The 17,321-nt window shown below is 36.0% G+C and carries 23 protein-coding genes and 1 riboswitch; of the genes, 17 read left to right on the forward strand and 6 right to left on the reverse strand.

The window, feature by feature from the left end; translation table 11 throughout:
* Positions 1 to 68: 68 nt before the first annotated feature.
* The 4 genes from F3D3_RS24205 to F3D3_RS14825 all read right to left on the reverse strand — a co-directional run bounded on the left by F3D3_RS24205 (position 69) and on the right by F3D3_RS14825 (position 2,106).
* Positions 69 to 230 carry a hypothetical protein gene (locus F3D3_RS24205; protein WP_175438392.1) on the reverse strand — a complete coding sequence of 54 codons (162 nt, stop codon included), beginning with the start codon at positions 228 to 230 and terminating at the stop codon, positions 69 to 71.
* Positions 231 to 352: 122 nt separating this feature from the next.
* Complete coding sequence (locus F3D3_RS14815; protein WP_139132108.1) at positions 353 to 715, reverse strand: alanine--tRNA ligase-related protein; 363 nt, start codon at positions 713 to 715, stop codon at positions 353 to 355.
* Between the two features lie 124 nt (positions 716 to 839).
* On the reverse strand, positions 840 to 1,676 hold the full coding sequence (locus F3D3_RS14820) for a GNAT family N-acetyltransferase (protein ID WP_069875142.1): 837 nt from the start codon (positions 1,674 to 1,676) through the stop codon (positions 840 to 842).
* Between the two features lie 199 nt (positions 1,677 to 1,875).
* The gene (locus tag F3D3_RS14825; RefSeq protein WP_069875144.1) at positions 1,876 to 2,106 is read right to left on the reverse strand and encodes a hypothetical protein; all 231 of its coding nucleotides are present in this window, start codon (positions 2,104 to 2,106) and stop codon (positions 1,876 to 1,878) included.
* Between the two features lie 243 nt (positions 2,107 to 2,349).
* Between F3D3_RS14825 and F3D3_RS14830 the strand changes: the two genes are divergently transcribed.
* The 3 genes from F3D3_RS14830 to F3D3_RS23410 all read left to right on the forward strand — a co-directional run bounded on the left by F3D3_RS14830 (position 2,350) and on the right by F3D3_RS23410 (position 4,923).
* Positions 2,350 to 3,195, forward strand: coding sequence for a site-specific integrase (locus F3D3_RS14830; RefSeq protein ID WP_069875146.1), 846 nt, complete (start codon positions 2,350 to 2,352; stop codon positions 3,193 to 3,195).
* Positions 3,188 to 3,808, forward strand: a complete 621-nt coding sequence (locus tag F3D3_RS14835) for a transposase zinc-binding domain-containing protein (protein WP_069875148.1) — start codon at positions 3,188 to 3,190, stop codon at positions 3,806 to 3,808. Before F3D3_RS14830 ends, F3D3_RS14835 begins: the two co-directional genes overlap by 8 nt.
* A 66-nt stretch (positions 3,809 to 3,874) precedes the next feature.
* A protein-coding gene (locus tag F3D3_RS23410) for an IS630 family transposase (protein WP_139132109.1) occupies positions 3,875 to 4,923 on the forward strand; the annotation gives its coding sequence in 2 pieces (ribosomal slippage) (positions 3,875 to 4,384 and positions 4,387 to 4,923; 1,047 coding nt in all).
* Between the two features lie 11 nt (positions 4,924 to 4,934).
* Here F3D3_RS23410 and F3D3_RS14850 read toward each other — a convergent pair.
* Positions 4,935 to 5,252 carry a magnesium transporter MgtE N-terminal domain-containing protein gene (locus F3D3_RS14850; protein WP_069875152.1) on the reverse strand — a complete coding sequence of 106 codons (318 nt, stop codon included), beginning with the start codon at positions 5,250 to 5,252 and terminating at the stop codon, positions 4,935 to 4,937.
* Positions 5,253 to 5,781: 529 nt separating this feature from the next.
* Here F3D3_RS14850 and F3D3_RS14855 point away from each other — a divergent pair.
* The 4 genes from F3D3_RS14855 (at position 5,782) to dapA (ending at position 8,978) form a co-directional block, all read left to right on the forward strand.
* Positions 5,782 to 6,588 carry an RNA polymerase sigma factor gene (locus tag F3D3_RS14855; RefSeq protein WP_069875154.1) on the forward strand — a complete coding sequence of 269 codons (807 nt, stop codon included), beginning with the start codon at positions 5,782 to 5,784 and terminating at the stop codon, positions 6,586 to 6,588.
* A gap of 76 nt (positions 6,589 to 6,664) precedes the next feature.
* A complete protein-coding gene (locus F3D3_RS14860) occupies positions 6,665 to 7,120 on the forward strand; it encodes an OsmC family protein (RefSeq protein ID WP_069875156.1) in 456 nt (151 codons plus the stop codon).
* Between the two features lie 188 nt (positions 7,121 to 7,308).
* Positions 7,309 to 7,593 (forward strand): hypothetical protein, encoded by a 285-nt coding sequence (locus F3D3_RS24685; RefSeq protein WP_069875158.1) that lies wholly within the window; start codon positions 7,309 to 7,311, stop codon positions 7,591 to 7,593.
* 140 nt (positions 7,594 to 7,733) lie between these two features.
* Positions 7,734 to 7,912: riboswitch (Lysine riboswitch) on the forward strand.
* 187 nt (positions 7,913 to 8,099) lie between these two features.
* The gene (dapA, locus tag F3D3_RS14870; protein ID WP_069875160.1) at positions 8,100 to 8,978 is read left to right on the forward strand and encodes a 4-hydroxy-tetrahydrodipicolinate synthase; all 879 of its coding nucleotides are present in this window, start codon (positions 8,100 to 8,102) and stop codon (positions 8,976 to 8,978) included.
* Between the two features lie 340 nt (positions 8,979 to 9,318).
* Here the strand turns inward: dapA and F3D3_RS14875 are convergent.
* Positions 9,319 to 10,475, reverse strand: a protein-coding gene (locus tag F3D3_RS14875) for an IS3 family transposase (RefSeq protein WP_255364392.1) whose coding sequence is annotated in 2 segments (ribosomal slippage) — positions 9,319 to 10,193 and positions 10,193 to 10,475 — 1,158 coding nt in all. Because the reading frame shifts where the segments join, the coding sequence is not laid out codon by codon here.
* 322 nt (positions 10,476 to 10,797) lie between these two features.
* Between F3D3_RS14875 and F3D3_RS14885 the strand changes: the two genes are divergently transcribed.
* From F3D3_RS14885 to F3D3_RS14930, 10 genes are all read left to right on the forward strand, one after another.
* A complete protein-coding gene (locus tag F3D3_RS14885) occupies positions 10,798 to 11,355 on the forward strand; it encodes a flavodoxin family protein (RefSeq protein WP_069875164.1) in 558 nt (185 codons plus the stop codon).
* A gap of 94 nt (positions 11,356 to 11,449) precedes the next feature.
* Positions 11,450 to 12,142, forward strand: coding sequence for an epoxyqueuosine reductase (locus tag F3D3_RS14890; protein ID WP_069875166.1), 693 nt, complete (start codon positions 11,450 to 11,452; stop codon positions 12,140 to 12,142).
* Between the two features lie 29 nt (positions 12,143 to 12,171).
* Positions 12,172 to 12,570 (forward strand): VOC family protein, encoded by a 399-nt coding sequence (locus F3D3_RS14895; protein WP_069875168.1) that lies wholly within the window; start codon positions 12,172 to 12,174, stop codon positions 12,568 to 12,570.
* 3 nt (positions 12,571 to 12,573) lie between these two features.
* Positions 12,574 to 13,311 carry an elongation factor P 5-aminopentanone reductase gene (gene ymfI / locus F3D3_RS14900; RefSeq protein ID WP_069875170.1) on the forward strand — a complete coding sequence of 246 codons (738 nt, stop codon included), beginning with the start codon at positions 12,574 to 12,576 and terminating at the stop codon, positions 13,309 to 13,311.
* A 43-nt stretch (positions 13,312 to 13,354) separates the two neighbouring features.
* Positions 13,355 to 13,993: an alpha/beta fold hydrolase gene (locus tag F3D3_RS14905; RefSeq protein ID WP_069875172.1), complete on the forward strand. Its 639-nt coding sequence runs from the start codon at positions 13,355 to 13,357 to the stop codon at positions 13,991 to 13,993.
* Between the two features lie 77 nt (positions 13,994 to 14,070).
* Complete coding sequence (locus F3D3_RS14910; RefSeq protein WP_069875173.1) at positions 14,071 to 14,577, forward strand: hypothetical protein; 507 nt, start codon at positions 14,071 to 14,073, stop codon at positions 14,575 to 14,577.
* Positions 14,574 to 15,512, forward strand: coding sequence for a lysine exporter LysO family protein (locus F3D3_RS14915; RefSeq protein WP_069875175.1), 939 nt, complete (start codon positions 14,574 to 14,576; stop codon positions 15,510 to 15,512). The genes F3D3_RS14910 and F3D3_RS14915 overlap by 4 nt, the downstream gene beginning before the upstream one ends.
* A gap of 36 nt (positions 15,513 to 15,548) precedes the next feature.
* Positions 15,549 to 16,127 (forward strand): GrpB family protein, encoded by a 579-nt coding sequence (locus F3D3_RS14920; RefSeq protein ID WP_069875177.1) that lies wholly within the window; start codon positions 15,549 to 15,551, stop codon positions 16,125 to 16,127.
* Between the two features lie 23 nt (positions 16,128 to 16,150).
* Entirely contained in the window at positions 16,151 to 16,789 is a 639-nt protein-coding gene (locus F3D3_RS14925; RefSeq protein ID WP_069875179.1) for a chloramphenicol acetyltransferase, read from the forward strand.
* A gap of 134 nt (positions 16,790 to 16,923) precedes the next feature.
* Positions 16,924 to 17,268, forward strand: a complete 345-nt coding sequence (locus F3D3_RS14930; protein WP_207645388.1) for a DUF898 family protein — start codon at positions 16,924 to 16,926, stop codon at positions 17,266 to 17,268.
* The last annotated feature ends 53 nt before the right edge of the window (positions 17,269 to 17,321 follow it).

Consider the following 17,321-nt stretch of genomic DNA (forward strand, 5'->3'; position numbering starts at 1 on the left):
AACCTTGCAACGATTCACTTATTGTAATACCCTTAACTTCCTAAAAAAATTAACTCTCAAGCCCTATTTTAGGATTGATCCTCTTCGTTTTCACTCATAAATGCCAGTATTTCATCCAGACTTTTAGTGGTGTTTACAACTGCATTTAACAACTCTTTCCCTTGCAGTTCTTGTTTCTTTTTCATCAAAATATTCAACTCGTTAAGCGCTGAATCATACTTATCTTTCACCTAGGAAACCACTTCTTTTTGCTTAGCGATTTTTTCATCAATGGATACACTGAGAATATATCCTTGCTCAGAATTTGATGGTACAACTTCCGCTGGATCAGAAAGAATAAATACCACTGCTCTTATGTGTTCAGCGATAATTCTAAAACTTTTTTTTTCGTTTCATCATATTTTTGTACCGTTACGCGTTCTAACGCATTAATAATAGGTGTAAATAAATCCGTTTCATAGACATTATTTAATCCATTTGTTAAGATCAATAATCGTTCAAATTCGAGACCAACGTCTATGTTCTTTTGTTTTAATTCTGTTAATGAACCGTCTGTCTCTTTGTTATTGCTCATAAAAACATTGTTTCCTAATTCAACATATTTCCCACAACTACATGCAGGTCCACAATTTTCGCCACAGTCTGTCAGATCATTTACATAAAACATTTCTGAATCTGGTCCACAAGGACCTGTTTCATTTTTGGTGTCTGACACCGTCAAGCTTAATTATTCTGTGCCTTACTTATCATATTGGGTGTTATTTCAAAGGTTAAATCGATAAACATATTTTCCTCTTTTATGGCTTGTTTACCCGCACATTGAGCTTCTAGGTAGAAGTTTAAATGACTTTCATCATTTCGTATTGCTCAATAGAAACTGTAAATCCTAGCTTTTTTAAAAAACCTTCATAGACCATGTTATTACTTGAAACTGTTCTTAAACTTTCAATACCATGCTTATCTTTTGCATAGTTTAGTAAATGAGCTGCATAACCTTTAAACCTTTCGTCCATATGGGTCCAAAGCCAGAGAATGGTCCCGTTTTTACTTATACTCACTACTGAAATAAGTTTCCCTTCTTTATAAATCCCATAATTCAGTATATTCTTAAAGTGTTTTATGGTAAAAATCTCACTTTGCCAATTAAGATATAGTTCTCCCAAGGCTTGTCTTGATTTAACAATTTCCTCAATGCCAATTTCCTCGATAGATTCTAAGGGTTGCCCCTCATAGCTAAATCCCTTATGTTCGTACTGTCTGTAATCATGAACCTGCGCATAGCCAAGACGTTCATAAAACCGCTTTGCATTCTCGTTAACTTTTAAAACCTCTAGGTATAATTGTTTGCAATTCTGGGCTTTAGCCAAAGCTATATGGGCTTCAAATAGTTTTAAACCAATCTTTCTATTACGATGGGCTGGATCAACTGCAAAAGCACCACAACGCATGGTTTTTACACCACCAAACGCATGAATATTACCTAGACTTAGTCCAATAGGTTCACCCTCTTCTAATGCGATAAATGACAGGGATCTGTCTGCTTCATTGTTCAAGAACCGTTCAACAAAAAGATCAAAAGCTATATTAAATTTGAAAAAATAATCTGAATACCCTTTTGCAAAAGCATTGTAAATAAGCTTGTCATCTACTTCATTACATTTTTTTATAATCATCATTTATACCTCCGCATCATCTTTTGTACCCACAGCTTTGTGCTTCATACATATGTGCATAATAAATCTTTATCTTAAGAAGAAGGTGCAGATGACTTCCTTCCTCAACAATAGTGACTTCATCCATTACAAGAATTCTATTTGCCATGAGAACTATCTTTTAAATTTTTATCGGAATATTTTCTAAAAAGTGTCTTTCAACCTAAGCTATTTTGACGCCATATTCAATCATTGAATTCCATGTGTCATCTTTTTCTGTTGATATTTTGAAAGACTTTCCTTTGAAAGTTATGATTAATTCATTTTCATTAAAAGCATGGATATACCAAGTTAATTTAATGTGTTCTGATAGAATGAGCACTAATTCTGCCATTTTATCATCGGTCACACAATATTCATTAATATGCCAGATAGGAAATTCATCTTCTGGCATTTCTTCTACTCTGCTGGAATGAATATAATTTTTATACTCATTCAATATTTTAGTGTCATCTAAACTTTCTTCAATAAGGCCTATGCTATATATTTTTTAACTCCTGAAACTATTCATAATCTTTAACTGCTTTGTTGGACGAAACCGCTACCGCGGTGACTTTTTAAATCTTTTTGCCCTAGACATATAGTGCTTTCTTTAGATATTCTTATTCTGAATCTAAAAGAAAAGGCGCTATTTTTTATGTCTAAATTATTATCTAAAATGCAAATGGATATGGAACTCAGAGGTTTCAGTCCAAAGACTGTCACTGTCTATCTTAAAGGGGTTAAGAAAATTTCAGGATTTCACAATATTGCCCCTGAAAATCTCAATTATGATCATGTGCGTGAATTTTTACATGATGCAATTACAAGTAGAAAGCTCAGTCGGTCTTATGTAAATTCAAACTACAGTGCCATTAAATTCTTCTTCGAAACTACTCTTGGTCGTGAATGGAATATGGTCGATATTCCTAAAGTGAAACAACCTTCCAAACTCCCCATCACTTTAACACCCGCACAGATTCACGCACTTTTTGACTCTGTCACAAATCTTAAGCATAAAACCATGCTTGTAGTCTGTTACTCTTCGGGTTTGCGCGTTGGGGAACTTATGAACCTCAAAGTCTCTGATATTCATTCAGATACGATGCGCATTCGCGTCAAAAATGGCAAAGGCCTCAAAGAACGCTACACGCTTCTTTCGAAAAGTGCACTTGATCTTTTAAGAATTTACTACAAGCAATATTACCCTAAAGATTACCTTTTTCAAAGCTTCTCAAAAGACAAACCATTGACGACGCGGAACATTCAAATGGTGTTTAGAACCAAGTGTGATCTCTTGGGATTTCCTAAAGAAGCCACGATCCACAGTTTAAGACACAGCTTTCAGGCACATCTGCTTCTTGCCGGAACCAATGTTGTCGTTATTCAAAAACTGCTTGGTCATTCTAAGCTTTCAACGACCACTGTCTACCTTCATTTAACTACCGCTGACGTGACTAAAGCCATTAGTCCGTTTGATAGTTTGGAGGTTTTTAATGCCTAATCTCCAAGATATTTTTGTGCGTTTCTTTGAGGACTATTGTCAAACCCACACTCCCTCATATGATCAATATAAAGTCATGAATGCTCTCATGGCTTGTCGTACTTCTAAACTGGGGGGACATCATAATGTTTGCACAAATTGTGGTGAAACTTCTATTGCTTATAATTCTTGTCGTAATCGTCATTGCCCACTTTGTCAGTCTTTCAAAAGAGAAAAATGGCGTGTTGATCGTAACTCTGAACTTTTAAATGTCCACTACTTCCATGTGGTTTTTACTGTCCCTGAAGAACTCAATCCAATTTTCTTTGCCAATCAAGCTTTGATGTACAATTTGATCATGAAGTCTGCTTCTAAAACGCTCTTGTCTCTAGCTGCCGATAAAAAGCATCTAGGAGCTCAAATTGGTCTAACTGGTATTCTCCACACATGGGGTCAAACACTTTCTTATCACCCGCATGTTCACTTTATTGTACCTGGTGGGGGGCTTTGTACTAAAACCATGCGCTTTAAAAAAACCCGAAAAAATTATCTAATTCATGTTAAAATACTCAGTCGTTTATTCCTTCTAAAAAATCCAGTGATTATACTGCACTTGAGTTTCTATATAAATTGAATTAAAATTTTATAAAAATCATCCGATATATATCATAACCAAAACTACTATGTGAGGATGAACCCTATGAATAAACGCAAGCCACTAACTCAGGAACAAATAAAAGAACTTTTAGAAGCAATGAGGTCATCAAAAATCAAACGTGAATATCGTCGAATTCAAGCTATCTATTTATACGGAACAGGAAAAGAGGTCGGAGAAATCGCTGAAATAACACAGTTAACTCCTGTTACGATTTCAAGATTATATACAAAGTATCGTAGCATAGGGCTTAGTTCAATTCCAGATGCTGCACGCAAAGGGAGACCAAGTCGGTTAACCGAAGAGCAAGAGGCTACAATAAAAGACCTCATTCTAAACAAAACCCCCGCCGATGTTGGTTTTGTAGCTAATTTCAATTGGACAGCTGGAATTGTAGCAGAATATATTTTGAGAGAATTCAAAGTTCAATACAGCATCAAAGGTATCACGTTGATATTGTCTAGACTGAATTTATCATTCACACGTCCTATGTACACGTTAGCTAAAGCTGATCCCCTAAAGCAAGAGCAATTTCGCAAGGCATTTATTGATGTTAAAAAAAATTGATAAACGGTGAAATCCAACACATACTATTCGAGGATGAATCTATGATTCGAGATTACCAAGCGATCGGAGCTACATGGTTTGAACGCGGCAAACAAAAAATCATAAAGACGTATGGAAAGCATCGTGGCGTAAAACTAGTGGGCTGTTTAGATTATGAGAGTGGAGATATCTATTGTGAAGAGCACGAAACATACGATGCACAAACATTTCTTGGTTTTCTGAACAATGTACTTGAACGGTATTCTGGTAAAATTGTTATGGTTCTTGATAATGCAAGGATACACCACGCCAAGTTACTTCAGCCTTTTCTTTTAGAAAATTCCCATCGACTTGAGTTAATGTATCTACCTCCATATAGTCCAAATCTAAACTTGATAGAAGGTCTCTGGGGTTGGCTTAAAGAAAAAGTCATCAACAACGTTTTTTATAACAAGACATATGAGATTAGAAAGAATGTCTCTGCTTTTCTAACAGAAATTGCAAAACATCCACATATTATTATAGATCGGTTATGTGTCCAATTGTAAATTATTAAAATTTAATTCAACTTATATAGGATACCCAAAAGGTCAGCAATGTCATCTGTGGACATGTTAGAAAATACCTGAATGGCAACGGAAATATCAATAAGGTCCAAAATTCTTTTTTGTAATTCTTCATTTGACTCTTCAATAATAGAAGCGATTTCAACAGGCGTTAATAAGTTGATGAAAAGTATAAGCTCTTCTAGCTCAATTTCATCAAGAGCAGCTGAAATATCAACTGAATATTGAGAGTCTAATAGTTCTTTCAGTTCAAGTAGTTTTTCTTCTTTTGCCAAAGAGCGCAAAAGTTCTTTTAAATCTTTGATTTCCATGTTATACCTCCTAATTTTTTTTAGAGGGCATAACCGATGTCCTTTAATAATTGAAAATAAAACTATTTTTCATACTTACAAACAGGCAAAAGCAATTGAAAACTGTAAAGAAGTTTAGCAATTGTCTGATTCAAAAGAGTAATTCTAGTTTTGTTTTGAGTCCCTAAAGGATCATCAGTCATACCGCTACTACTGTGTGCGTCCAATTTCTTTCACCTCACTTTCACTTGAAAAATCATCTGATTTATTGAGTTGCTCAAATTAATATTATACCGTTCTTGGATTGTATTGTAAATATAATTAACAAGCTATTATGCAGTCTAAAATTAGAATGTGGTGAGATTTATAAATCAAACTCATGAAAACTTTATTATATATTATAGTTATCACAAATAACTAATTATGAAATATTACTCTCCGCTCCAGTACAGCAGAATAACCTACAAATGATTATTGCCATTGGCTTCAGGGTGCATATGCTGTTTCACCTTGGATAATCTTTATAACTCAACAGAGGAGGAACCGCCCTATGTCCGAAAACGTTTTGGAAACCTCTCATTTGGATGCAAGCTACGCATCCCAGTACAAGAATTTGTATCAAGTCGCGTTTAGAATAACTGGGTCGATTCATGATGCCGAAGACGTGATGCAAGAAGCCTATATAAACGCATTCAAAGGGTTTGATTCATTTGGTGGACGTAGTGCGATTAGCACTTGGCTATACCGTATCACGGTAAATTGTGCCCTCAAGTATATGAAACCGCGTAAAAACTTTCCCGTTGAACGCATGGCGGCCGATAAAGGCGTCACAGTAGAATTCTTTTTTGAAAGCTTAAAGGATTTTAGACAAGTAGAAGATGAAGTGTTATACAATGACATGCGTGAGACGTGTGTGCACATGTTTACAGAGTGTTTGCCGACCAAGCAACGCCTCACGTTTGTTCTTCGGGTGATTATGGATTTGTCTGTTGCGGATACGGCAGCCATTTTGGAGATATCCGAAAGTGCCGTAAAGACCAATTTATACCGTGCAAGGGTGACATTGCGTCAAGCGATGGACGGCAAATGTGCGTTCATCGATCCCAAATTTCCGTGCAAATGCAAACTTTGGGTCAATTATGCCATTGAGAATAACCGCCGTGATCTGATTGCTTCTGTTCCAGTCATCAACCGTAACGAAAAAGCATTGGAGAATCAAATTCTCAGCGAAATGAACTTCTTAAAAAAGGTGAGCATCCTCTACCGGAGTGAACTGAAAGTGGGGGATGCAGATGTTTTTATCAAAAAAATGAAGTCAATTTTAAACCAGAGTGAGATGAAAGTATTAAAATCATAAAAATTTAGACCCCAATCATGTAACCTCCATCGTGTTTTTGTATCTAAAGATATATAGGACTAAAGGAGGTTTTATGATGGAAAATCAATTAAAGGTAAAAATTGAGCGGATCAATGACGGTGTCAAATTCAAATCGACGGTAGACGGAAAGCCAGAAATCACGACGGATTACATTCCACCTTATGGAGACGGAATGAGCATGTTGCCCCTTGAGCTATTTCTAATCAGCTTGGGAACCTGTATTGGTGGCGCCGTATGTCCATTGCTGAGGAAGATGCACAAGTCGGTAGACGATATGGAAATTCACGTGTCTGGGGTTAGAAAAACGGAGCATCCAACTGGATTTAGCACCATCAACGTGTGTATTCAGCTGCAATCATCAGATGCGACCCTCGAAGACCTGAAGAAGGTGCTTGCCTACGCAGAAGGAATCTGTCCGGTTTGGTCGATGCTGGACAAAGAGATTAAACTGAGTTTTGACTTGTCTGTGAGTGACTTGAATCATCAAGAAGGGGGGAAAACGAATGGATAACAAAAGGGTGCAGAGGCGTGGCTTGAAGCCATGAAAGAAGATCATAGTTGCTCATCGTGTGGTGTCATCAATAGTCCTTATGACCTAGCCTGCAGAAAATGTGGTCATACCCCTTCCAGTGGGTATCATGATAGACATCGCGTGAGTATCCTGGGGATAGGTAAATAAATAAGCTTGAGGTGAGTGTCATGCAGATTGCTGTGGCACTCATTTTTTATATTACGTTCATGCTGGATTCACCAATGAATATAAAAATGTGTGTGCTAAATACTAAGCTTGGAATCCGAAATCTTGATTTTGTAGCAGTCAAGCAAAATAATAAGATTTATATTCAGATGACTGATGATATTTCTAATAAAAAGACCTTTGAAAGAGAGGTGGATTCATTACTTAAAATAAAAGATGCATACCCGAAGCTCTTAATTGCAAGGACAAGACACGAAAAGTATCAGTATGAAGGAATTTATATGTAAGAAATGATGGGAATGCCGACGATTTGCCTACGCTATTTTGCTATGGCTAAGACGTTTCTAAAACGGATTTAAAATGAAAAAAAGAAGCGAATTAAAGTTGACAGATATACAAAACCGCGTTAAGATTATACATAACTTCATAAAGCAGTAGAGGCGCACCAATGAACAGTAGACGTGTTGATGTATAAGGGTACATGTGAGAGACGTTAAAAGGCAAAGGTGCCGAAGTGAATACCACCCAGTATGGTAGGATCTGGTTAAATGGTTAATAGCCTTTTAACTGTCATAAGTTTTATACTTATGGAGTGCTACTTGTGATCAATTTTAGAATTATTTTTGTTGTCCACAATTAGCGCTTTGCTAGTTGTTTTTTTATGTAAATCATTAGTTCTCGTCTGACAAAACAAGGTTTTGGCGGACAATGATATGCAGTTTGAAGACTAAATAAATATTGGGCTTATACTCTGAAAGAGCGGGTATGCCAACAAAAGAATAGGAGAGCGTATATGGCATTATTTACAGGATCAGGTGTAGCGATCGTCACACCTTTTAAAGAAGATTTCTCGATTGATTTCGATCGTTTAAAAAGTTTAATTGATTACCAAATAGAAAACGGTTCAGATGCGATCATTATCTGTGGTACCACAGGTGAAGCATCCACTTTGACAGACGATGAGCAAATCGCATGCATCAAAGCCGCTGTTGAATACACAGCAGGTAGGGTACCTGTTATAGCGGGCGCTGGAAGCAATGATACTAAACATGGGATCAATCTGTCTAAAAGAGCAGCAGAAGCAGGCGCAGATGCCTTATTGCAGGTAACACCTTACTACAATAAAACCAGCCAAAAAGGACTGTATGAACACTTCAAAGCAGTGGCTGAAGCCGTTAATATTCCAATCATTTTATATAATGTGCCTAGTCGGACAGGTATGAATATCAATCCAGAGACTGCACTTAAACTCTCTGAAATTGACAATATTGTTGGTATTAAAGAAGCCAGTGGCAATTTCGCTCAAGCTGTTGCTTTGGCACACTTATGTCAAGGCAAATTAGATATATATTCGGGAGAAGATGATAAAGTGCTCCCTTTATTAGCGCTTGGTGGTGTTGGCGTTATTTCAGTGGCTGCCAATGTCGTTCCTCAGAAAATGCATGACATGGTTTCACTCTATTTAGAAGGCAATCATCAAGAGAGTTTGGCGATTCAATTAGAACTTATTCCGCTGATCAATGCATTGTTTTGTGAAGTCAATCCAATGCCAGTGAAAGCGGCTCTCAATATTATGGGAGGTGTGTTAAGTGTGGGGCCTTGTCGTCCGCCGCTTACAACTTTAGAGGATTATAATCAAAAGGCTTTGGAGAGTATTATAAAAGTATTATAAAAACGATTTAGGATTTAAAAATTGTGATGAGCCTATAGAGTCTAATTCGTAAAGATAAATTAAGTGGACGATCAATTAAATCAAGAGAATTGTTGGTGGATGCCTAATAGCGGGTCCGTCGACAGTTCTTTTTTTATTATAAACAACAAAATGATGGAATACTTAGTCATCCTTTCATATTTAATATATCCAGATTGGTTATTATAATGGGTTCTAACATATTAACAAGTTCATCATATGAAATTTCCTGTGTCAAAAACCACTTATTATAAGCCCTATAATGTACACGGTTGTCAAGACACAAAATGCATAATTTATAGTTATGACTCCTTTCATAATTTTAGGCCGCTTGTTGTGAAATATCATAATAGATTTCAGCTGGCGTTTTATAGTCGTAACTCTGGTGTCCACGTGTAAAATTGTAGTGTTCAATATATTTCTTTGTGAGTATTTTTACCTCTGTCACTGTTTCTGGGTACTCTAAATAGAGGCGTTCCCATTTATATGACCTGAAAAACCTTTCAATTGCGATGTTGTCTGTAGCACGGCCCTTGCCATCCATACTAATTTTTGTGTAGTTGTAACTCTTTATTAAGTCAATGTAAGCATTTGATGTAAATTGGCTACCTTGATCACTGTTGATTATTTCAGGCATCCCATGCTTTCTTACAGCATCTTTAACGACTCTGGTGACCGTATCTGTTTGTAAAGTATTGCTTATAGAATAGCCTACAATAAAGCGAGAATACCAATCAATTATTGCGGTTAGATAAACAAATCCAGTAGGGGTACCCACATATGATATGTCTATTGACCAAACTTGATTAGGCTTTGAAATCTTCATATTTCTAAGAAGATAAGGATATGTCTTAGCCATTTTTGCGCGTTTGCTCAAATTGGGACCTGGATAAAAAGCGACAATGTCCATCTCATCCATATATCGTTTGACAAGGCGTCTGCCAATATTGTAACCGAGATTTTTCAGTTCATTTCGAATACGTCTTACTCCGTAGGAGGCTTCTTTATAGTGGATCCTATCAATAGCATTTTTGATGTCTATCTCAGCCTGTGATGGTTCAGGTTCAGGTTCAATGACCGTATGATATGCTGTGGACCTTGGTAGATCAATAAGTTCGCACTGATGTTTTACGGTTAGATTTGAGTTTTTAAAATCAATTAAAGCTTTTTTTTCCTCATTTCGGATACTTGTTTGTGCTTTTTTTTTAACCAATCTACATCCATAGTGAGTTCACCAATTTTCTTCACCAGATGTTCTTTTTCTTCTTCGTGTTCTTGTTTCAACTTGTCTATATCTTCGCCTTTCTTATCGAAGACCACTGACATATTTGATAAGAACTCTATTTTCCAGCGACTGAGGATTGGCTGTGCAATTTCATATTTTCTTGATAATTCAGATAATGTGTTTTCTTCTCGAAGGATTTCTAGCACTATTTCTACTTTCTCCTGAGGGGTCCATGTTCTTCTTTTTCTACTCATAACTGTATTATAACTTAAATTTGATTTTTTGTGTCCAACCCTATGTGTACATTATAACTGTAGAAGTAGAAAAAGAATCCTATAGAAGTGGATTCAATATATATGTTCAAACAATTGATGCTCCTGGTGTTTCTTATTGAGGTAGAAATTAGTTTGTTGAGCAACTACATCTTATTTAGATTCAAAACGATTCAAAAATCAAATATTATTATTTGGATCAATAGATCAAAGCATCCATCGCCTATTGAATGGAAAAATAGCAAGGGTTTAGAGTGGTTGATAAACTTACTCAATCATTCACTGAACACAGGAGGCATAACAAATGAAAACACTCATACTAAATGGTTCCCCAAGAAAAAACGGAGATTCAAGATTTATAATCGACGCTTTGACAAAGGCACTAAAGGGGGAAATCATACTGATCAATGTCTATGATGAAAAAGTAAGTCCCTGCATAGACTGCCGTTACTGCTGGAAAGAAAATGACTGCGCCATCAAAGATGATATGAGCAAAACTTATGATCTTATGAATGAAGTTGATAATGTTATCTTGTCATCTCCAATCTACTTTTCAGAATTATCAGGCCCTTTGTTGAGTTATGTGAGTCGATTTCAAAGGTACTATGCGCAGAAAGTGCTACGTGCCGATCCCAATTTTTATATGAAACCAAAAAAAGGCTTGATCCTATTAAGTGCTGGTGACGATTTATCTAATCTTGAGAGGCCGATCAAGACCGCTAAGATCATATTGGGAATGATCAATACTAAATCATTAGGCGTTATTGCCACAGTTCAAACAAATGAAATTCCCGCTAAAGAAGATAAGACATTAGATCAAAAAATCATCGATATGGCTAAATTGTTAAATTCCGCTGAATAAGGGCGCAGTAGTATAGCTGGACACTCTAACCATGGCATATTAATCTAATATGCGCAAGAAATCTTTGAAAACCCAAAGAAAGGTGGCAAGCCAAATGAATTTAGAAAAATATATCCTTGAACTTGGTGCTGATAAAGTGGGTTTTGCAGATTTATCAGAGATCCCACTAGAAAAGCGACATCATTTAAACTATGGCATAAGCATCGCTAAAGCTATTAATCCTGAAATCGTGGTAAATATAGCTGAGGGTCCAAATCAGAAATACTATAAAGAATATCAGAGATTAAATGCTAAGCTAGATCAAATTGCATTACAAGTGGCAAAAGAGATCCGAGCTTTGGGTTATGAAGCCATTGCAAAAACAACAACTACTGTCGCATCAAGCGAGAGTTTACAGACAGATTTGCCACATAAAACAGTGGCAACTAGAGCAGGTATGGGCTGGATCGGTAAATGCGCATTACTTATAACAGAAGATTATGGTTCCGCAGTGCGATTGACATCCGTTCTCACAAATTTAGAATTCCCCCTTGGAACGCCAATAAATGAATCTAAGTGTGGCAATTGTACCTTGTGTACCGATGTATGCGAGGGTAAAGCCGTTAAGGGCATTAACTGGCATTTGGGCATGGCAAGAGCATCCTTTTATGATGCAAGCGCATGTCGAAAAGAGGCCAGAAAAAAAAGCGACCTTGAAAATATTGAGTCAACTATATGTGGTCAATGTATAAACATTTGTCCCTATACAAGGCGGTATATAAAAACATCGCAAGAAAAGGCCCTTTAAAGATCATAAAGAATTTTAGGAGAAACGATATGAAAATGCACCATATCTGTATTCAAACAGATTGTTATGAAGCTTCAAAACAGTTTTATGCCGTTATCTTAGGTTTCAAACTGATTCAAGAGACTCCCAATTTTCATAAAAGAGCCTTCAACACATGGCTAGAACAAACAGGGGTTATGATTGAACTTCAAACCAATAAAACGGGCGAGACATTAAGTGATTACAACCAAAATAGCAAAGGAATGGTTCACTTTGCACTGTCTACAGATGATATAGAATTTGAATATCAAAAAATCAGAGCTACTGGATTTAATCACTTTCTAAAAAAAGAAGGTAAAGACATTTATGAAGTGGAAGGTGGCAAATTGTTTAAGCTTGTGGCCCCTGAGGGAACCATCATTGAAATTAGAAGTAATGAGGGCTTATAAATTATGAAAAATAAAACCGTTATTATTACCGGCGCTGCTAAAGGTATCGGGAGATCCATTGCTATAAAATTTGCAGAAAATGGATATAATGTGCTTATAAATTATCACAAATCTGAAGCAAATGCCAAAGCATTAGGCGCATACTTGTCCGCAAATGGCTTTTGCTATCGTTTGTATCAAGCAGATGTCACCCAGAGAGCTGAAGTTGACCAAATGATCGAGTACTGCATAAAAGCATTTGGAAACATCGATATCCTTGTGAATAATGCTGGTGTTTCCGCGACAAAGCTCTTTACAGATATTAGTGAAAATGAATGGGATAATATGATCTGTGTAAATTTAAAAAGTGTCTTTAATTGTACTCAAAGTGTTCTAAAAATTATGCTACCCAATAAAAGTGGTAAAATTATCAATATTTCATCTATATGGGGGATGGTTGGCGCGTCATGTGAAGTGCATTATTCCACCTCAAAATCTGGTATGATTGGGTTTACAAAGGCTTTAGCGAAAGAACTTGGTCCATCTCATATAAGGGTCAATTGTGTCGCACCTGGCATCATCAATACCGATATGATGAAAGATTATGATGAAGAGGATATTAAGCTCATGGAGCAACAAATACCACTTGGCAAATTTGGAGAAACTGAAGCAGTGGCTGAAACGGTGTTCTTTCTGGCATCAGATGGAGGCGATTATTGGACTGGGCAGGTTTTATCTCCCAATGGCGGCATAGTCATATAAGTCATATGAGGTAATTGTTGCTATAGACAAGGAGTTTGTATACATGAAAAAAATATTAATATTAAGCGGTTACGCCTGTAAATCATGGATTTGGAATTCAATAAACTTTGATCATACTTTATATGAATATGACATCATCGACTGGCCACGTGATAAAATATCAGCATTTCACAGCCTTGATGAATATGTCGAATATCTATATGAAAATAATCTTTCTAAAGTGGACTACTATGATAGCGTAATTGGTCATAGCATGGGCGGGCTAATTGGTTTATATTTAGCAGCTCAATATCCAGACAAGATCAAAAAACTGATTTTAGTGGAAAGTTATATATTGTCGCCAACACCATTTTTTCAAAATTTAGTTTATGTAAATAACCTCAACACTCATCGAGAGCCCATAGAAAACATGCTAAGAGAAGAAAGCCCTTACTATTCAGAAAAATTGCCAATGCAACTTAGAGCATTAGATTTAAGTGACGTTGTTTATAATATTACTCAAGATATTTATGCATTTTACGGGGATAGAGGAGAAAAAGATAATAGAATCATAAAAAATGAATTAGGCTGGAATAAGGCCCTTGATGATAAAATCAATGTACTGTTTATTTGTGATTCATGTCATTTTCCTATGTTGGAAAACTCATTGGAATTCAATCAAAAAATTATAAAAATCATTTAAAAAATAGTTTCTATTATCTGTTTTGACACTCAAACGATAGACCTAATGAATTAAAAACCTCAAAAGCGAGGCACCTTATGCAATCTAGAAAAAAATACATTCTACAATTTGCACTTATATTAGTTCTATTTCTGATTGTTCTAAGATTAGTAGGTGTGATTGATTTAAGTCTCTATACTTCAAAATTTAATTCAAATCAAACTGCGTCGTTTGGAAAATCAAGTAACTTGAAAAATTATCAGATTGAACTTGAATATAAGGATAAAAATATCGACCAACATATGATCATAAACGGCGATTATGAAACTGAAACGGTTACTGTGAAAATTGAAACTTATACTTTCTCTGGAAATTACTATTTACCATTTTATAAAAATTTTGTCATGCATTATAAATGTACTTACAAAACACCTCCGATGACCCTCGAAGATGGCACAGAAGGCCATCTGATTAGTGGTGAAATAGAAGGGGCCATCGAATCGGAAATCACTGGACTATGTACCATAAAAAAAGCCAAAGCATTAGCCATAGAAAGAGCTGTTGAAGCCATGAAGAACACTGTAATTCAAAGTATAATCCCATGACTTGGATACCATTTTTGTGTTTAGGGACAGGTTTATTAATTGGCATTAGAGGTCCAGTATTAAAATACGTAGACGGGGTGATCAACACTGCTCTACTCCTCTTATTGCTTACAATTGGCATGAATATCGGTATAAATAATTCTATTATGCACAATTTAGGTACAATTGGAATCAATTGCACAATTATTGCCTTAAGTTCAATTCTCTTTAGTGTTGGATTTGTATTATTCGTGGAAAAATTAATTTTACCTCTAGAAACACTTAGAGAAAAATTATATATTGGAGATCTTGATATTGAAAGTAAAGTTCAATCCGATCAAGCGCCCCAAAAGTCACCTTTAGTTTTCGCAATGCCAATCAGTATTATATTAGGCGTCGCATTAGGCTATTTTTTATTGTCAGACGCACAAGTGGGCCTACTTGATTTCACTTTAGCTGGATCACTTATTTTACTGTACATCGGCGTTGGTATTAGCTTAGGTCATAACCGTAACGTATTGGGTTATATTAAACTATTAGGCTTCAAAGTCATCTATATTTCAATTGCAATTTTTTTAGGCAGTTTAATAGGTGGCAGTCTATCGGGCTTAATACTGCATGTACCCCTTTCGATTTCTGTAATGTCAGCAAGTGGTATGAGCTACTACAGTATTACAGGTGCCTTTATGACACAAGTCTATGGCATTGAAGCAGGGACGTATGGCTTTGTTGTAAATGTCATGCGCGAATTTTTCACAGTGCTCTTTTTGCCCTTATTGATTAAAGTCAGTAAAGGCAGTGCAATCGCAAGTGGAGCAGCAGGTAACATGGACACGATGTTAGTTCCAGTGACTAAATTCGTCGGTACCGAACTTGGACTTGTTGCTTTGATAACAGGGGTTATTCTTACCTTTGCAGTTCCGTTTATCTTACCCATACTATATGGTATACTTTGAAATAGCACATTATTTTAAAAATTTTGGAGGAACAACATGAATAAAGCATTATCAAAAATGACAAACGAAGAACTATGGACATTATTTCCGATCGTTTTAAAAGAACACAACGCACATTACAAAACATGGTATGATGATGAAGCCTCAGATATTCAAAACTACCTTTCAGATAAAGGCATCTCGCGAATCAATCATATTGGTAGCACTGCTGTAGAAGGACTCCTTTCTAAACCCACTGTGGATATTTTATTAGAAATAAAAAGGGACGCTGCAATGTCTGACGTCATGACACTTCTATGTCAAAATGGGTGGACTCTGATGAAATTTCAAATGACGCCTTTTTTAAGTTATGCTTTTAATAAAGGTTATAACAATGACGGTTTTGCAGAAAAAGTCTACCATTTGCATATGAGAAGTTCCGGCGACTGGGACGAGCTCTATTTTAGAGATTACTTAATAGATCATCCCGAAGTAATCGTTGCATACAGTCATTTAAAGCAGGACTTATTGGCACTTCATAAGAATAATCGTGACGCTTATACTGAAGCTAAGACAGCATTTGTAAAACATTTTACAACTAAAGCTCGCGAAGCCTATGGTCGAAGATATAAGTAAGATCTGTCGCAAAGGAGATCACAGTGGAAAAAAAAATCAATTTGGAAACTTGGCCGAGAAAAGCACAATATGAATTATTCAAAACCATAGACTATCCACATTTCAATATATGTGCCAATGTAGATATCACTAAATTTTATGCACATATAAAATCAAAGACACTATCCTTTTATACGACAATGATTTATGTGACCACAAAGGTCGCCAATGAGATTCCTGAATTTAGATACAGAATGAGAGCAGATGAAATCATAGAGCATGATCTTATAAATCCCTCATTTACAATAATGACACAACCGGAAGTGTTTAGTTTTTGTTCAGTACCTTTTTCAAACGATCTGAGTATCTTTACACGTTCTGCACTCGATAAAATACAAAAACTACAAGGCGCTGTAAACCTTGAAGATGAACAAAACAGAGATGACCAACTCTATATCACCAGCATACCTTGGGTGACCTTCACAAGTCTGACCCATCCCATAAATATAAAATCCGTTGACACCATTCCAAGAATCGCTTTTGGAAAGTACTTTAAAGAAAACGGTTTTATAAAGATGCCTTTATCTGTACAAGTCAATCACGTTGTGATGGACGGTGTACATGTTGGCAAGTATTTCGAAAGATTACAAGAGATGCTAGACAGACCTGATTCATATTGTTAAAATTTCTTAATCCTAGGGTTCTCATTAATATAAAATTAGTGTATAATTTCTCTATATGCGCCATAAACGCCTCAATTGTATTTTGATTTTCATTTGTGATAATCTATAGTTGCTTAATACATAATGGGGGCACAATGGACGAATTAACCATGAATACGAACAATATGTCATCAAGAGGAGAATCCTATTTTGATGGTGGACTACTTCAACTTATAGGTTGGACTATTTTAGGCGGAATTATAACAAGTTTTACTGCAGGTATCTGCTATCCATGGGCATTGTGTATGGTGTATGGTTGGAAAATCAATCATACTGTTATTAATGGTCGAAGATTACAATTTAATGGTTCGGCAATCGGTTTATTTGGAAATTGGATTAAATGGTTGTTGCTTACTATCGTTACAGTTGGAATCTACGGGTTTTGGGTTGGCATAGCTTTAGAAAAGTGGAAAGTAAAAAACACAACTTTTGTAAACTAAACAAATAAAATATGAAATGTATTAAGCAACTATATTTTTATATTTTTCTAAAG

The sequence above is a fragment of the Fusibacter sp. 3D3 genome, assembly GCF_001748365.1.
GTDB lineage: Bacteria > Bacillota > Clostridia > Peptostreptococcales > Acidaminobacteraceae > Fusibacter_A.

Bases quoted from the DNA above. Each gene is read 5' to 3' on its own strand.
- F3D3_RS14915 (WP_069875175.1), top strand. From the start codon at position 14,574: ATGACTTGGATACCATTTTTGTGTTTAGGGACAGGTTTATTAATTGGC.
- F3D3_RS14820 (WP_069875142.1), bottom strand. From the start codon at position 1,676: ATGATGATTATAAAAAAATGTAATGAAGTAGATGACAAGCTTATTTAC.
- F3D3_RS24685 (WP_069875158.1), top strand. From the start codon at position 7,309: ATGCAGATTGCTGTGGCACTCATTTTTTATATTACGTTCATGCTGGAT.
- F3D3_RS14860 (WP_069875156.1), top strand. From the start codon at position 6,665: ATGGAAAATCAATTAAAGGTAAAAATTGAGCGGATCAATGACGGTGTC.
- F3D3_RS14835 (WP_069875148.1), top strand. From the start codon at position 3,188: ATGCCTAATCTCCAAGATATTTTTGTGCGTTTCTTTGAGGACTATTGT.
- ymfI (WP_069875170.1), top strand. From the start codon at position 12,574: ATGAAAAATAAAACCGTTATTATTACCGGCGCTGCTAAAGGTATCGGG.
- F3D3_RS14830 (WP_069875146.1), top strand. From the start codon at position 2,350: ATGTCTAAATTATTATCTAAAATGCAAATGGATATGGAACTCAGAGGT.
- F3D3_RS14890 (WP_069875166.1), top strand. From the start codon at position 11,450: ATGAATTTAGAAAAATATATCCTTGAACTTGGTGCTGATAAAGTGGGT.
- F3D3_RS14850 (WP_069875152.1), bottom strand. From the start codon at position 5,252: ATGGAAATCAAAGATTTAAAAGAACTTTTGCGCTCTTTGGCAAAAGAA.
- F3D3_RS14905 (WP_069875172.1), top strand. From the start codon at position 13,355: ATGAAAAAAATATTAATATTAAGCGGTTACGCCTGTAAATCATGGATT.
- F3D3_RS14920 (WP_069875177.1), top strand. From the start codon at position 15,549: ATGAATAAAGCATTATCAAAAATGACAAACGAAGAACTATGGACATTA.
- F3D3_RS14910 (WP_069875173.1), top strand. From the start codon at position 14,071: ATGCAATCTAGAAAAAAATACATTCTACAATTTGCACTTATATTAGTT.
- F3D3_RS14885 (WP_069875164.1), top strand. From the start codon at position 10,798: ATGAAAACACTCATACTAAATGGTTCCCCAAGAAAAAACGGAGATTCA.
- F3D3_RS14855 (WP_069875154.1), top strand. From the start codon at position 5,782: ATGTCCGAAAACGTTTTGGAAACCTCTCATTTGGATGCAAGCTACGCA.
- F3D3_RS14825 (WP_069875144.1), bottom strand. From the start codon at position 2,106: ATGCCAGAAGATGAATTTCCTATCTGGCATATTAATGAATATTGTGTG.
- F3D3_RS14895 (WP_069875168.1), top strand. From the start codon at position 12,172: ATGAAAATGCACCATATCTGTATTCAAACAGATTGTTATGAAGCTTCA.
- dapA (WP_069875160.1), top strand. From the start codon at position 8,100: ATGGCATTATTTACAGGATCAGGTGTAGCGATCGTCACACCTTTTAAA.
- F3D3_RS14930 (WP_207645388.1), top strand. From the start codon at position 16,924: ATGGACGAATTAACCATGAATACGAACAATATGTCATCAAGAGGAGAA.